We start from the raw sequence: 14,016 nt of genomic DNA, 5'->3' as shown, positions 1-14,016 counted from the left end.
CCGCCGCTCGGACGGCGGGTTCAGCTCTCGTGCCCCGGACGCAGCCCGCATCCGGATCAGGCTGTCAGGAGCGACGACCGATCCTGCCTGGCCCGCCATGCGGCGACCTGCTTGTCGAGTTCGATGCGAACGTCGTCCACGACGCTGGCCCAGTCGCCGCGCTCGGGTTGCCTGAACAGCCGCATTGACCGGTACCACGGGCTGTCGTCGCGATTGAGCAGCCAGCGCCAGTCCGGATTGAACGGCACCAGCGTCCAGACGGGCGCCGCAAGCGCACCGGCGAGGTGGGCAACGCTGGTGTCGACCGAGATCACCAGATCGAGGCACGACATCAGCGCGGCCGTTTCGCTGAAATCCGTCAGATATTGCGTGAGGTCGACGATGTCGGGGCGTTCGCTGAGGAAGGTCCGGTCCTGATCCCGGACGCCTTTTTGCAAGGAGATGAACTGGACGTCGCAATCGAGCAGCTGCGCAAGCGTGCGCAGCGCCATCGATCGGTTGTGATCGTTCTTGTGATCGGGATTGCCCGCCCAGACCAGGCCGACGCGGAAGCGGGGGCGGGGGCCAAGCCGATCTTCAAGCCGATCTTCAAGCCGGTCTTCAAGCCGCTCTTGCCACGCCTTCACGCGCGCCGCCGGGGGCGCAGGCACATAGCCGTGCGCATAAGGGATCGTATCGAGCCGTGTCCCGAAGGCTAGCGGCAGCGTTCCCAGAGGGCAGTGCAGGTCGAACGCCGGCGTCGACGATCGGCCGACACACTCTGCGACCCCGGCGATGCCGCCGAGACACTGCTGGATCGGCGGCTCGACCTCCAGGATGACCTTGGCGCCGAGCGCGGCGACCATCGGCACGTAGCGCGCGAACTGGATCGCATCGCCCAGTCCCTCGTCGGAGTGCAACAAAATGGTCTTGCCTGCGATCGGCAGGTCGCCACGCCAGAGCGGTTTCGAAAAGCCGCGATCGACCAGGCCGACCGAGGCAAGCCGCCAACGCGCCTCGCGCGCGAGCCAGCCGCGTGCGAAGTCGCCGGTCAGGAGCTGAAGCGTCGCCAGATAGAACAGCGTCTGCGCGTCGTTGGGAGCGGCCGCGAGCGACCTGTGCAGGGTCGCGAACGCTTCATCCAGCAATTGCAGATGCAGCAACACCACGGCCTTGTTGTTGAGCACGGCATGAAAATCGGGGCGAAGCGCCAGCGCGGAATCGAAGCAGGCAAAGGCCTGCTCCAATCGTCCAAATCGCCAATGCAGCAGGCCGAGATTGTTGTGCGTCTCGGCGAGGCTCGGGTCCAGCGCGATGGATTTTTCGTAGTCGACTTGCGCGTCCTCGAAGCGGTCGACGTTCGAGAGGCAGACGGCCCGCATCTGGTACAGGGCTGCGGAATTTCGATTGAGCCGCTCGGCGATATCGAAGCATTCCAGGGCTTCCGCATGCCGGCCGAGTTCAAGCAGCAGCATGCCGCAGTTTTGCGCCGGCTCCCAATATTGCGGATCGCGTTTCAGGGCCTGCTGGTAGTGCAGCACGGCCTCGTCGTTCTGCCCGAGTTGCCAGAGCAGATTGCCGAGGTGATTTTGGAGGACCGCATCATCAGGCCTGAGGCTCAACGCCTGGGCGTAATGCTGCCGTGCGTCCTCGAGCTTACCTTGCCGCTCCAGCACCGTGCCGAGGCTCAGGAGGTATTCCGCCTTCGGCGACTGCTGGACGGCGCGCCCGATCCATTCCACGGCGGCGTCGGGCTGCTGCGCGTGAAGACAGAGCATGCCGAGCAGGTGAAGGGCATCCGGGTGCTGCTCGTCTAGCGTCAGCGCCTGCTGGCAGCACAGCTCGGCCTCGGCAATGCGCCCCGATTGAAGATGTGCGAGGCCCGCCTGGCACAGCGCGGTGGGCGTCACCTGTCCGGATGGTATGGCCGCGGCGGGGCGCTCTCTGAGATTCATGAACGGCTGGAGATTGATCCGAGGCAGCCTCGCAATTGAAGCCGGCGAGGCTCTTCCCTCTAACCACGCCAGGATTTCGCGAGGCTGACGGCGGTGCGTCGTCGAGCCCGCAGCGCGCGGAGAGCTCCTCGGAATGACGGCGTGGAGAGAGGGCCCAAACGAAAACGGGGCCCGTCAGGGCCCCGCAAAAGTCTTCAGTGTACCGAGATCTTACTTGATCTTGGCTTCCTTGAATTCGACGTGCTTGCGCGCGACCGGGTCGTACTTCTTCTTGACCAGCTTGTCGGTCATGGTGCGCGAATTCTTCTTGGCGACGTAGTAGAAGCCGGTGTCGGCCGAGGACACGAGCTTGACCTTGATGGTGACCGCTTTGGCCATGTTCTGAACCTCAGAATATTGGGGAATCTGGAGCCGGCCAAACGGCCCGCGTTGGCCGGCAACCTAGCCAGAAACCGCCTGATGTCAAGGTTTTACACCCTGAAAACCACTCAAATCGGGCTCATCAGGCCTCGAAGAAGCGGTTTTTCGGCCGGGGAAGGCCCAGATTCTCCCTCAAAGTGGCCCCTTCATACTCTTTCCGGAAAATCCCGCGCCGCTGCAGCTCCGGGACGACCTTGTCGACGAAATCATCGAGCCCGGCCGGCAGGAACGGGAACATGATGTTGAATCCGTCCGAGCCGCGCCCGACCAGCCATTCCTCCATCTGGTCGGCGATGGTTTTGGCGGTGCCGACGAAGGACAGCCCACCATAGCCTCCGACGCGCTGGGCGAGCTGGCGCACGGTGAGCTTGTCGCGTTTGGCGAGGTCGACCATGCGCTGCCGGCCGCTCTTGCTGGCGTTGGTCTCGGGGATGTCAGGCAGCTGTCCATCCGGATCGAAGCCGGAGGCGTCGGTGCCGAGGATGACCGAGAGCGAGGCGATGGCGCTGTCGTAATGCACGCGGCTGTCGAGGAGGGCGCGCTTCTCCTTGGCCTCATCGACGCTGTCGCCGACCACGACGAAGGCGCCGGGCAGGATCTTCAGGTGCTCGGGATCGCGGCCGATCTTTTCCATGCGGCCCTTGATGTCGGCGTAGAGCTTTTGTCCGTCGGCGAGGCTGCCGCCGCCGGTGAAGACGGCTTCCGCGGTCTCGGCGGCGAGCTGCCTGCCGTCCTCGGAGGCGCCGGCCTGCACGATCAGCGGCCAGCCCTGCACGGGGCGGGCAATGTTGAGGGGCCCGCGGACCTTCAGATATTTGCCGTTGTGGTCGAGCACATGCATCTTCGCGGGATCGAAGAACAAGCCGCTCTCGACGTCGCGGACGAAGGCGTCATCGGCGAAGGAATCCCAGAGTCCGGTGACGACGTCGTAGAACTCGCGGGCGCGCTTGTAGCGCTCGGCGTGCTCCATGTGGTCGTCGAGGCCGAAATTCAGCGCCGCATCCGGGTTCGAGGTGGTGACGATGTTCCAGCCCGCGCGACCGCCGCTGAGATGGTCGAGCGAGGCGAAGCGGCGGGCGACGTGATAGGGCTCGTCGAACGTGGTCGATCCCGTCGCGATCAGGCCGATGCGCTCGGTGACCGCTGACAGCGCCGACAGCAGCGTGAACGGCTCGAACGAAGTCACGGTGTGGCTGCGCTTGAGCGCGTTGACCGGCATGTTCAGCACGGCGAGGTGATCGGCCATGAAGAAGGCGTCGAACTTGCCGGCCTCGAGCTTCTGGATCAGCGTCTTGATGTGGCCGAAGTTGAAATTGGCGTCGGGCCAGGCCCCGGGATAGCGCCAGGCGCCGGTATGGATGCTGATCGGGCGCATGAACGCGCCGAGCTTGAGTTGCCGTTGTGCCATCGCGCCCAAAATCCCGTTCTGGTGTCGTTGGACAAAGACATAGGCACGCTGGGGAACTCCGCCATCGGGGGAGGCGGGAAGAATTTTTTGTTTTTCGCGACAGGCTCAGCACAATCGCGTCATTCCGGGGCGGCGTGCGGCGGTGGCGGTCGAACCATCCCGCCGCTCAGCCCGACCAAGCCATGACCCGTGAGGAGACTTCAATGGCAGTTGCAATGACCGTGGACGGCATCGTCCGGATCGACCGGCCGATGCCCTGGTTCGGCCGGCTGCTGTCGCTGCCGCTGCTGGCGGCGAGCGCCTATCTGCTGTGGAATGTCGGGCTCGGCCTGCGCCAGGATTTCTCCGGATTCGGCAGGCTCGCCGACGACCTCGTGCCGGTGCTGGTGTTCACGGGGCTCGGGCTGCTCGTCGGCATCCCCGGCGTGATCCTGCTCACGTTCCGGACCTACGTCATGCTCAACGAGGCGCTGCGCCAGATCGTCATCACGCGGCAGTTCGGGCCGCTGAATATCCGCAAGCAGCGTGATCTCGCCGACTATCACTTCATCAGCATCACCGACGACTACGATCCCGAGCTGACGACCTACGACGTCAATCTCTGCGGCAACAAGGGCACCGAGCCGATCACGCTTCAGAGTTTTACCAAGCGCGAGGAGGCGGACAAGCTCGCGAGCGAGATCGGCCGCGTCTTAAAACTGCCGGCGCGCGACTATGTCGGCACCGAGCCGGACGCGGAGTGATCGAGGCCGGGTTGCGATCCATTCCGGAAATTGACATCCTCGCGGCAGAATCCGCGATGGAAGACCATGACCTCCGCCAAAAATTTCATTCCCGCGCTGCTGCCGCGCGGCAAGGGCCACCAGTTTCTGTTGTATGGCGATGCCTGTTCGGGCGTGCCTGGCGCCTTGCACGAAAAGACCTTCGCCTCGGTCAACGCAGTCGTACAGCGCCTGAGGCCGCAGCCTGACTTCATTCTCTTTCCGGGCGACGAGATCATCGGACTTACGCCTGATCCGGACGCCCTGCGTGCGCAGTGGCGATATTGGCTGGACACTGAGATGGCCTGGCTCGACCGTGCGGCCATTCCGATGTGGCACACCACCGGCAATCACACGACCTACGATGTGATGAGCGAGGCGGTGTTTCGCGACGTGCTCGACCTGCCGGACAATGGGCCACCGGGCCAGACTGGTCTCTCTTATTTCGTGCGGCGCGGCGACCTCCTGATGGTGTTCGTCAACACGCTCTGGAGCGGCCTTGGCGGTGAGGGCCATGTCGAGCTCGCGTGGCTGGAGGCCACGCTTCGAGACCATCGCGATGCCCGGCATAAGCTCGTCCTGGGCCATCACCCGGTGTTTCCCGTCAATGGCTTTACCGGGACGTATCAGCGCGAGATCGGCCACGAATATTCCCGCCCGTTCTGGGACATCCTCGTGAACGAAAATGTGCTGGCCTATCTGTGCAGCCACATCCTCGCCTTCGACGTGCAGGCACATCGCGGCGTTCTCCAGATTTGTACTGCAGGCGCGGGAACGGCGCACAGGATGCCGGAAGGCGTGGAGTATCTGCACTGCATCCAGGCCGCGCTCGACGACGAAGGCCTGCGCTACCAGGTGCTCGATACCGACGGCGTCGTCAGGGAGAGGCTGGAATGGCCGCTGCCCGATGCTGATCCCGCCGGGTGGAGAGAGCTACAGCCCGGAAATGTCGAAGCGCCTTTCAGCGGAGAGGTGAAAAGCGGGCGCCGGATCGCGCTGAGGCTCGTCGGGCAAAGCGCTGGGGCCGATGTCGCAACGGCGCAGACGATTTTCACGGCTTTTGAACCCGGCTCGATCGCGCCGTTCTGGCTTGGCACGCGCGGACCGCGGCAAACCCTGACGGCCATCGTGGGCCGTCAGCCGGGGCGAAGCCCGACCTATTGGTTCGGACCGGATCTTTCGCCGGGCGAGGACTTCGATATTTACGTCACGATGTACCCGGACATGGGTCCGGGCGGTCTGTTGTATCGCCGTCACGACTCCGCGCGCTGGTCGTCCTTCACCTCTGCGACGGCGCAGGGGCTGGAGCAGCTGTCATGGCCCCGGCATTGGGCGATCGGCTACGGACAAGGAGGCCGCGAAGACCGTGCCTTCAGAGGCGCTGCGCTGAGCGTCCTCATCGCGTCAGACGGGAATTGATGGCGGCGTGCGGCGACGTCCGCGACGTCAGCTCAAAATATCCTTCTGCATCTTGCCGCCGTAGAAATGGAAGAACGGCACCGGTGCGTCGTGGCGTAAGGGGCCGGTGGCAAGGCGGGTGTCGAGCTCGTTGAGCACATTCCGCGTCATGGGATGCAGATCGGCGAGCGGCTTTGAGCCGAGCTCGACCCAGACCAGTTCGACCAGCTCCGCATCGGCATGGATCACGCCCTCGACGTGATGGGTGATCGCGGATGCATCCGCGGTGAAGAAGCGCGTATCGAACCGCTTGACGCGGCCGGGTGGCGTGATCGCGCGCGCGATCAGGAACAGGCTGGACGGATCAGGCAAGAGGCCTGCGTCCGCGAACGGCTTCCAGGGGCCTTCGAGCTTCGCCTTGCCCTCGGACTTGCGCCCGAGGCAGAGGCCGGTTTCCTCGCAGGCCTCGCGGATCGCGGCGATCGCCAGCGATTTTGCGCGCGAGGCCGGCGTCTTCGGGCTGCCCTTGGCGAGATTGGCCGCCAGCTCGGTGGTGATCGGGGCTGCAACCGGCACGCGATAATCGTCCTTGTCGACCCGGCCGCCGGGGAAGACGAATTTTCCCGGCATGAACACCACCTTGTCGTGGCGTTTGCCGACCAGCACCTTCGGAACGGCGCCGCTGCGATCGACCAGGATCAGTGTCGCCGCATCCCGGGGACGGAAATAGGGATGGTGGTCGGCTTCCTTTTCCTCGTGGACCTTGGCCTTCTCGGCCGTCTGCGCCGTATCGCTCATATCCTCACCCAAACCGCTTTTTGCTTATTTTGATTACACAGGCGGAATACCATCCGGCGGGTTCTCGTCAAACCCGTGCATGCGCAGAGCCCATTGCAAGCCGACCACAGCTCCCTTCACCGGCTGCAACAGTCCGAGGGAGGCGAAGAAGGTGAAGGGCAGATAGGCCGCAAAGGTCAGCCAGCCCGGCGTCGTGTAATTGGTCTCGATCCAGAGGATCGCAGGCACGGTGATGTGGCCGACGATGACAATCACGAGATAGGCCGGGAGATCGTCGGCGCGATGCGGCGTGAAGTCGAGGCCGCATGTCGCACAATTGTCCGCGGTCTTCAGGAAGGCGCGGAACAGTTTGCCTTCACCGCAGCGCGGACAGCGGCTGCGAAATCCGCGCTTCATCGCTGCCCAGACATCGCGCTTCTCGACGAGGCCGGTCTCGCGCGTCCAGATCTTCGGGGCTGTGCTCATGGTCACCATGCCTTGCCCTTCTTGCTCTTGCCCTTGTTCTTGCCTTTGCCCTTCTTCGGCTTGCCGGATTTTGGCTTCGACGGCTTGCGTTTTCTGTCCGGGCTGCGTCCGGGGTGCGCCTTGAGCGAGGGACGGCGTTGCGGGCCAGCCTGCCTGCGGTCGCGCGGCGCAGTTGCGCTATCCGACGACAGCAGCTCAAAACGAAGCGCACCCGCGACGGGGGCCGCTTCGATCAGGCGGACGTCGACGACATCGCCGAGCTGGTACATGGTGCGGCTGCGCGTGCCGACCAGCGCGTGACGGCCCTCGTCATAGTTGAAATATTCCGTGCCGAGGGATCGGATCGGAATCAAGCCGTCGGCACCGGTCTCGCTCAGCTTCACGAACAGGCCGGCGCGGGTGACGCCGGAGACGCGGCCCTGGAAACTGGCGCCGATGCGGTCGGCGAGGTGATGCGCGATCAGGCGGTCGACCGTCTCGCGCTCGGCTTTCATCGCGCGCCGCTCGGTCAGCGAAATATGGGCGGCGACTTCGCCGAGGGTTTCCGCCGTCTCGCTGTCGGGCAGGGCGCCTTCGCCAAGCCCGAGCGCGCGGACCAGCGCGCGATGCACGACGAGGTCGGCATAGCGGCGGATCGGCGAGGTGAAATGCGCGTAGCGGCGCAGATTCAGGCCGAAATGCCCGTAATTCTCGGACGAATATTCGGCCTGCGCCTGCGCGCGCAGCACGACTTCGCTGACCAGCGGGAAGTGGTCGTGGCCTTCGAGCTGGGCCAGCACGCGATTGAACAGCGCGGGGCGCAGTGCGCCGCCCTTCGCGAAGGGGACGTCGAGCGTCTTCAGAAATTCCTGGAGCGCGTGGACCTTCTCCAGCGTCGGCTCGTCATGCACGCGGTAGATCAGCGGGAGCGACTTCTTCTCCAGCATCTCGGCCGCCGCGACGTTGGCGAGGATCATGAACTCCTCGATCAGCTTGTGCGCATCGAGCCTTTCAGGAATGACGACACGATCGACGGTGCCGTCGCTCTTCAGGAGGATCTTGCGCTCGGGCAGATCGAGATTGAGCGGATCGCGCTCGTCGCGGGCGCGCTTGACGCAGGCGTAGGCTGCATAGAGCGGCTTCAGGATCGGATCGAGCAGAGGGCCGGTGGTGTCATCCGGCCGTCCGTCGATCGCGGCCTGCGCCTGCGCGTAGCTCAGCTTGGCGGCCGAGCGCATCAGGATGCGATGGAACGAGTGCGAACGCTTGCGCCCGTCCGGGGCAATGATCATCCGCACCGCGAGCGCGCCGCGCGGCTCGCCCGGCACCAGCGAGCAGAGATTGTTGGAGATACGCTCGGGCAGCATCGGCACGACGCGGTCGGGGAAGTAGACCGAGTTGCCGCGGTCGAGCGCGGCGCGGTCGAGCGCGGTGCCGGGCTGCACGTAGAAGCTCACATCCGCGATGGCGACATCGACGATGAAGCCGCCTTTGTTGTTCGGATCGGGATCGGCTTGCGCATGCACCGCGTCGTCGTGATCCTTCGCATCCGGCGGATCGATGGTGACGAGGGGGACGTCGCGCCAGTCTTCGCGACCCTTCAGGTTCGCCGGCTCTGCGGCCTCCGCTTCGCGCTCGGCGGCGGAGGAGAATTGCAGCGGGATGTCGTGGGCGTAGATCGCGATCAGGCTGATCGCCTTCTCGGACTTGACCGAGCCGAGCTTCTCTTTCACCCGGCCTGAAGCGAGGCCAAAGCTGCGGGTGCGGACGATGTCGACGCTGACGAGGTCGCCGTCCTGCGCGCCCTTGGTGTCGGCGGCGGCGATGTTCAGCTCGCGGTCGGCGGACTTCTTGTCGACCGGGATCAGCCGTCCACCGCCGTCGGGCAGCTCACGGAACACGCCGAGGATGCGGCTCTTGGTCTTGTCGAAGACCTTGATGACGTGGCCGCGATAGGCCGGGCCTTCGCTCTCGTTGGTCGGCTCGACCCGCAGCAGCGCGCGGTCGCCGACGCCGGCTGCGGTGCCGGGCTTCGGCCGGCGCGGCAGGGTGATGAGGATCTTCGGCGGCTCGCCGCTCTCGACCTCGTCCCATTCGGCAGGAGAGGCGATCAGCTCGCCGTCGGCGTCGCGACCGGTGATGTCGGCGACCAGCGTCGCCGGCAGGGTGTCCGGCTCCGAGACGGTGTGGCGTTTCTTCTTGATGGTGCCGTCGTCGGCGAGCTCGCGCAGCAGGCGCTTGAGCTCGATGCGATCGGCGTTCTTCAGGCCGAACTCGCGCGCGATGTCGCGGGTCCCGACCTTTCCTGGATGTGCCTTGATGAAGGCGACGATGGCTTGCCTGTCGGGAAAGCCATGGTCATTCTTGCGTTTCACTTAACCTCTTAAGTCGTGCCGGCACTCTTCTTGGCCGGAGCTTTGGCGGCGGACGCCTTGGTCGGCGACGTCTTGACTGCTGAAGTCTTGGCGGTCGACGACACGGCTGCGCGTGCCTTGCTGGTGGAATCGGATTTGGTCTTGGCCGCCTTCTTCGCGGCCGGTTTCTTCTTCGGCGCGGCGTCGTCGCCGTCGGCGGCCTTTGCCGCGGCCTTCTTGGCCTTGGCCGGCTTCGCCGCCTTCTTCGCCTTGGCCTTTCCGCCGCCCTTGGCCGCGCGCTCATCGATCAGCGCGATCGCCTGTGCAATCGTCACCGTGTCCTTTTCGAACTCTGCGGGGATGGTTGCGTTGACGCCGCCGGCGGTGACATAGGCGCCGTAGCGGCCGCTCTTCACGGTGACGGTGCCGAGCGTCGGATGATCGCCCAGCGCCTTGCCGGGATCGGCGCCGAAGCGGCGGCTCGGGCCCTTGGCGACCTTCTCGGCAATCAGCGTCACGGCGCGATTGAGGCCGATGTCGAAGACCTCGTCGCCGGCCTCGAGGCTGGCATAGGTCTTCTCGTGCTTCACGAACGGCCCGAAGCGGCCGAGGCCCGCGGTGATCGGCTCACCGGTCTCGGGATGCTTGCCGATCTCGCGCGGCAGCGACAACAGCTTCAGCGCAAGCTCAAGCTCGATGTCGGAGGGGGACGTGCCCTTCGGGATGCCCGCGCGCTTCGGCTTCTCGCCTTCCTCATAATCCTTCTGCTCGCCGAGCTGGATGTAGGGGCCAAAGCGGCCGGCCTTGACCCAGACATCGCGACCCGTATCGGGGTCCTGGCCGAGCGAACGGTCCGCGGTGGTCTCGCTGTCGGCGGCGAGCTGACGGGTGTAGCGGCATTCCGGATAGTTCGAGCAGCCGACGAAGGCGCCGAATTTGCCGGCCTTGAGGTTCAGCCGGCCATTGCCGCAGCTCGGGCACTGCCTGATGTCGCCGCCATCGGCGCGCGGCGGATAGATGTGCTGGCCCAGCATGTCGTCGAGCACGTCCAGCACCTGGGCGACGCGCAGATCCTTGATCTCGTCGACGGCGCCGATGAAGCCGGTCCAGAAGTCCTTCAGCACCTGCTGCCAGGAGATCTCGTTGTTGGAGATGCGGTCGAGCTGCTCCTCCAGATTGGCCGTGAAATCGTACTCGACGTAGCGGTTGAAGAAGCTTTCGAGGAACGCGACGACGACGCGGCCCTTGTCTTCGCCGTGCAGGCGCTTCTTCTCCAGCTTGACGTAGCCGCGGTCCTTCAGGACCTGGAGGATCGAGGCATAGGTGGAGGGCCGGCCGATGCCGAGCTCTTCCATGCGCTTGACCAGAGACGCTTCAGAGAAGCGCGGCGGCGGCTCGGTGAAATGCTGAGTGACGGAGAGCGAGTCCCGCTTGATCGCCTCGCCCTGGCTCATGGCGGGCAGACGGCGGGAATCCTCGTCCTCCTCGTCGTCGCGGCCTTCCTGGTAGAGCGCGAGGAAACCGTCGAACTTGACGACCTGGCCGGTGGCGCGCAGCTCCAGTGTGCGCGCACCTGCCTTCGCCGTGATGTCGACGGTGGTGCGCTCCAGCTCGGCCGATTCCATCTGGCTGGCGATGGTGCGCTTCCAGATCAGTTCATAGAGCCGCGCCTGGTCGGCATCGAGCTTGCGGCTCATGCTGTCGGGGCGGCGCGACATGTCGGTCGGGCGGATCGCTTCGTGCGCTTCCTGGGCGTTCTTGGCCTTGGCCTGGTACTGGCGCGGCGCGTCCGGCACGTAGGCGTTGCCGTAATCCTCGCCGATCACCTTGCGCGCCTGGGTGATCGCCTCGGGGGCGATCTGCACGCCGTCGGTACGCATATAAGTAATGAGTCCGGTGGTCTCGCCGCCGATGTCGATGCCTTCATACAGGCGCTGGGCGATGCGCATGGTGTGCGCGGGCGCAAAGCCGTATTTGCGGCTGGCTTCCTGCTGCAAGGTCGAGGTGGTGAAGGGCGCCTGCGGATTGCGGCGCGCGGGCTTTGCGTCGACTGACGTCACCGCGTAGGTCGCGAGTTCCAGGGCCTTCTTGAAGTCTTCGGCTTCCGCGCCGGTGCCGATGTCGAGGCGCTGGATCTTCTTGCCGTCGGCGCCGACCAGACGCGCCTCGAAGGCGTCGCCGCGCGGCGTCAGCAGCGTTGCAATCAGCGACCAATATTCGCGCGGGACGAATTTCTCGATCTCGAGCTCGCGGTCGCAGACCAGCCGCAGCGCGACCGACTGCACGCGGCCGGCCGAGCGGGCGCCCGGCAGCTTGCGCCACAGCACGGGGGAGAGGGTGAAGCCGACCAGATAGTCGAGTGCGCGGCGCGCCATATAGGCGTCGACCAGCGCACCGTCGATCTCGCGCGGATGCTTCATCGCGTCCGTGACGGCCTGCTTGGTGATGGCGTTGAACACCACGCGCTCGATCTTCTGGTCCTTCAGCGCGCGCTTCTCTTTCATCACCTCCAGCACGTGCCAGGAGATGGCTTCGCCCTCGCGATCAGGGTCGGTCGCCAGAATCAGGCGGTCGGCACCCTTCAGGGACTTGGCGATATCGTTGAGCCTGGAGGCCGCCTTGGGGTCGACCTCCCAGATCATCTTGAAATTGGCGTCGGGATCGACGGAACCGTTCTTCGCCGGAAGGTCGCGGACATGGCCGAACGAGGCCAGAACCTCGTAGGACGAGCCCAAATACTTGTTGATCGTCTTGGCTTTCGCCGGCGACTCCACAATGACGATATTCATGTAGTTCCAGTGACTTACGGGAAAATCTTAGGCCGAAATCGACAAGATTCGGGTCGGCCGTTTCGACCCGAACATGGGTGGTGAGGCCCTCGCTGTCAAATCGAAGGGTGTTGAAAGCCCGCCAAATGGGAAAAGTTTCATATCGAGAAAGTTGCGAAATACCACCTTGGAGTTGTGGCCGGTGTCGGCGTAATGTTTCCGCGGGGCATGGATTCGGGTGGGGCTGGTGGCAAAGCCAGGAAAGAAACGGGCGCGCGCCGCAACGGGCGTGCGGGGAGGCTCGCGCAACGAGGAACCGGGGGAGGGCGGGGTCGATGAGGCCGTGGGCTTCATCGCCGAGCAGGTGGGCGCATTGCGCAAGCTCGCCGAGCGGCACAAGCTCGACGTGCTGCATTATCTCCTGGGGATGACCAAGCTCGAGGCCGACGAGCATTTGCGGCTGCGGAGCAAGCGCAAGCTGTCGTGAGGGGCCGGTGCTTTTATCAGACCCGTCATCCTTGTAAGTCAGATCGCGCCAGATCGGCTAAGATAGCCGGTGCGGTAACGGACGGGAGACCGCTTCATCCAAGGGCTATGAAGCCCGTGCCTCAGCGCGGCGCCCCGTCCGTTGTTCCATCGAACCCGAACAGTCGCGAGGGCCGCCTGGCGAGCCCGGTTGCGCAAGGATGGGTGCAGATGGACGCGATCTATGTTGGCATAGATGTATCTAAGGACCGGTTGGATGTTCATATGCGTCCGAGCGGAGAAGTGTTTGCCGTGGCGCGCGACGGCAAGGGCTTGGAAGATCTTGTTGCGCGGCTTGCGGCCTGTTCGCCGAGCCTGATTGGGCTGGAGGCGACTGGCGGCTTCGAGACGGTGGTCGCGGCAGCACTGGCCGGCGCCCAGTTGCCGCTGGCGGTCATCAATCCGGCCCAGATCCGGCACTTCGCGCAGGCGATTGGCCAGCGCGCCAAGTCCGATCCGATCGATGCCGCGGTGATCGCACGGTTCGTTGAGGCGGTGAAGCCCGCCCTGCGTCCCGTCCCGGACGAGCAAGCTCGCTTGCTGGCCGAACTGGTTGCCCGACGCCGGCAGATCATCGAGATGATCGTCGCCGAACGCCAGCGCGAGAAGCGGGTGGAGAATGTTCGCGTCCGCAAGAGCCTTGCCCGCCACATCAAGGTCCTCGAGAAGGAGCTGCCGGACATCGACAACGACATCGACACGCTGGTACGGGGCTCGCCGGCCTGGCGGGACCAAGAAGATTTGCTGATCACCTTCCCGGGGGTCGGCAATACACTCGCACGCACCTTCCTTGCCGAGGTGCCCGAACTCGGCACCCTCAACCGGCGTCAGATCGCAAGCCTTGCCGGCCTTGCTCCCTTCGTTCGCCAGTCCGGCCGATGGAAAGGCAGGAGCAAGATCGGCGGTGGACGAACTGCCTTGCGGGCGGCCCTCTACATGGCTGCCCTCTCGGCGATCCGATGCCACCCGCAGCTCAAGCTTTTCTACCGTCACCTCGTGAGCGCCGGTAAGCCGAAAATGGTCGCCCTCATCGCGGTCGCCCGCAAGCTCCTCACCATCCTCAACGCCATGCTCAGGGATCGAAAACCATGGCAACCCGCTTGACGAAGAACACAGTCGCTGAGGCGCGAGGCATGGGACGCATCGCGTCCCATGGGGAGCCTCGAAGGATGCGTGGCCGAGATGCAGCCAGGCCGTCGCCCTTCG

The 14,016-nt window shown here is 64.8% G+C and carries 11 protein-coding genes; 4 read left to right on the top strand and 7 right to left on the bottom strand.

The window, feature by feature from the left end:
* Positions 1-56: 56 nt before the first annotated feature.
* From NLM31_RS25725 to NLM31_RS25715, 3 genes are all read right to left on the bottom strand, one after another.
* The gene (locus NLM31_RS25725; protein ID WP_254194069.1) at positions 57-1,934 is read right to left on the bottom strand and encodes a tetratricopeptide repeat protein; all 1,878 of its coding nucleotides are present in this window, start codon (positions 1,932-1,934) and stop codon (positions 57-59) included.
* Positions 1,935-2,144: 210 nt separating this feature from the next.
* A complete protein-coding gene (rpmG, locus tag NLM31_RS25720) occupies positions 2,145-2,312 on the bottom strand; it encodes a 50S ribosomal protein L33 (RefSeq protein WP_057756569.1) in 168 nt (55 codons plus the stop codon).
* A gap of 124 nt (positions 2,313-2,436) precedes the next feature.
* Positions 2,437-3,762 (bottom strand): LLM class flavin-dependent oxidoreductase, encoded by a 1,326-nt coding sequence (locus NLM31_RS25715; protein WP_254194068.1) that lies wholly within the window; start codon positions 3,760-3,762, stop codon positions 2,437-2,439.
* 203 nt (positions 3,763-3,965) lie between these two features.
* Here NLM31_RS25715 and NLM31_RS25710 point away from each other — a divergent pair, with 203 nt between their 5' ends.
* Positions 3,966-4,505 carry a hypothetical protein gene (locus NLM31_RS25710; RefSeq protein WP_254132008.1) on the top strand — a complete coding sequence of 180 codons (540 nt, stop codon included), beginning with the start codon at positions 3,966-3,968 and terminating at the stop codon, positions 4,503-4,505.
* A 66-nt stretch (positions 4,506-4,571) separates the two neighbouring features.
* Positions 4,572-5,942, top strand: coding sequence for a metallophosphoesterase (locus NLM31_RS25705; RefSeq protein WP_254194067.1), 1,371 nt, complete (start codon positions 4,572-4,574; stop codon positions 5,940-5,942).
* 27 nt (positions 5,943-5,969) lie between these two features.
* Here NLM31_RS25705 and NLM31_RS25700 read toward each other — a convergent pair whose 3' ends face one another.
* Genes NLM31_RS25700 through topA form a run of 4 tightly spaced genes read right to left on the bottom strand, consistent with a single transcriptional unit; the run spans position 5,970 to position 12,306 of the window.
* A complete protein-coding gene (locus NLM31_RS25700) occupies positions 5,970-6,719 on the bottom strand; it encodes an NUDIX domain-containing protein (RefSeq protein ID WP_254194066.1) in 750 nt (249 codons plus the stop codon).
* 33 nt (positions 6,720-6,752) lie between these two features.
* Positions 6,753-7,193 (bottom strand): DUF983 domain-containing protein, encoded by a 441-nt coding sequence (locus tag NLM31_RS25695; RefSeq protein ID WP_254132005.1) that lies wholly within the window; start codon positions 7,191-7,193, stop codon positions 6,753-6,755.
* Positions 7,187-9,538 carry a ribonuclease R gene (rnr, locus tag NLM31_RS25690; protein ID WP_254194065.1) on the bottom strand — a complete coding sequence of 784 codons (2,352 nt, stop codon included), beginning with the start codon at positions 9,536-9,538 and terminating at the stop codon, positions 7,187-7,189. Before rnr ends, NLM31_RS25695 begins: the two co-directional genes overlap by 7 nt.
* 8 nt (positions 9,539-9,546) lie before the next feature.
* Positions 9,547-12,306, bottom strand: a complete 2,760-nt coding sequence (gene topA / locus NLM31_RS25685; protein WP_254194064.1) for a type I DNA topoisomerase — start codon at positions 12,304-12,306, stop codon at positions 9,547-9,549.
* A 226-nt stretch (positions 12,307-12,532) separates the two neighbouring features.
* Between topA and NLM31_RS25680 the strand changes: the two genes are divergently transcribed.
* Both NLM31_RS25680 and NLM31_RS25675 read left to right on the top strand, forming a co-directional pair.
* On the top strand, positions 12,533-12,772 hold the full coding sequence (locus NLM31_RS25680; protein WP_254132002.1) for a hypothetical protein: 240 nt from the start codon (positions 12,533-12,535) through the stop codon (positions 12,770-12,772).
* A 209-nt stretch (positions 12,773-12,981) separates the two neighbouring features.
* Positions 12,982-13,914 (top strand): IS110 family transposase, encoded by a 933-nt coding sequence (locus NLM31_RS25675; protein WP_254130737.1) that lies wholly within the window; start codon positions 12,982-12,984, stop codon positions 13,912-13,914.
* Positions 13,915-14,016: the final 102 nt, after the last annotated feature.

Source organism: Bradyrhizobium sp. CCGUVB4N, assembly GCF_024199945.1.
Classification (GTDB): domain Bacteria; phylum Pseudomonadota; class Alphaproteobacteria; order Rhizobiales; family Xanthobacteraceae; genus Bradyrhizobium.
This window is presented reverse-complemented; position numbering and strand designations above follow the sequence as displayed.

Coding starts and splice junctions, on each gene's coding strand:
- NLM31_RS25710 (WP_254132008.1), top strand. CDS start 3,966: ATGGCAGTTGCAATGACCGTGGACGGCATCGTCCGGATCGACCGGCCG.
- NLM31_RS25675 (WP_254130737.1), top strand. CDS start 12,982: ATGGACGCGATCTATGTTGGCATAGATGTATCTAAGGACCGGTTGGAT.
- topA (WP_254194064.1), bottom strand. CDS start 12,306: ATGAATATCGTCATTGTGGAGTCGCCGGCGAAAGCCAAGACGATCAAC.
- NLM31_RS25700 (WP_254194066.1), bottom strand. CDS start 6,719: ATGAGCGATACGGCGCAGACGGCCGAGAAGGCCAAGGTCCACGAGGAA.
- NLM31_RS25715 (WP_254194068.1), bottom strand. CDS start 3,762: ATGGCACAACGGCAACTCAAGCTCGGCGCGTTCATGCGCCCGATCAGC.
- NLM31_RS25725 (WP_254194069.1), bottom strand. CDS start 1,934: ATGAATCTCAGAGAGCGCCCCGCCGCGGCCATACCATCCGGACAGGTG.
- NLM31_RS25695 (WP_254132005.1), bottom strand. CDS start 7,193: ATGGTGACCATGAGCACAGCCCCGAAGATCTGGACGCGCGAGACCGGC.
- NLM31_RS25705 (WP_254194067.1), top strand. CDS start 4,572: ATGACCTCCGCCAAAAATTTCATTCCCGCGCTGCTGCCGCGCGGCAAG.
- rpmG (WP_057756569.1), bottom strand. CDS start 2,312: ATGGCCAAAGCGGTCACCATCAAGGTCAAGCTCGTGTCCTCGGCCGAC.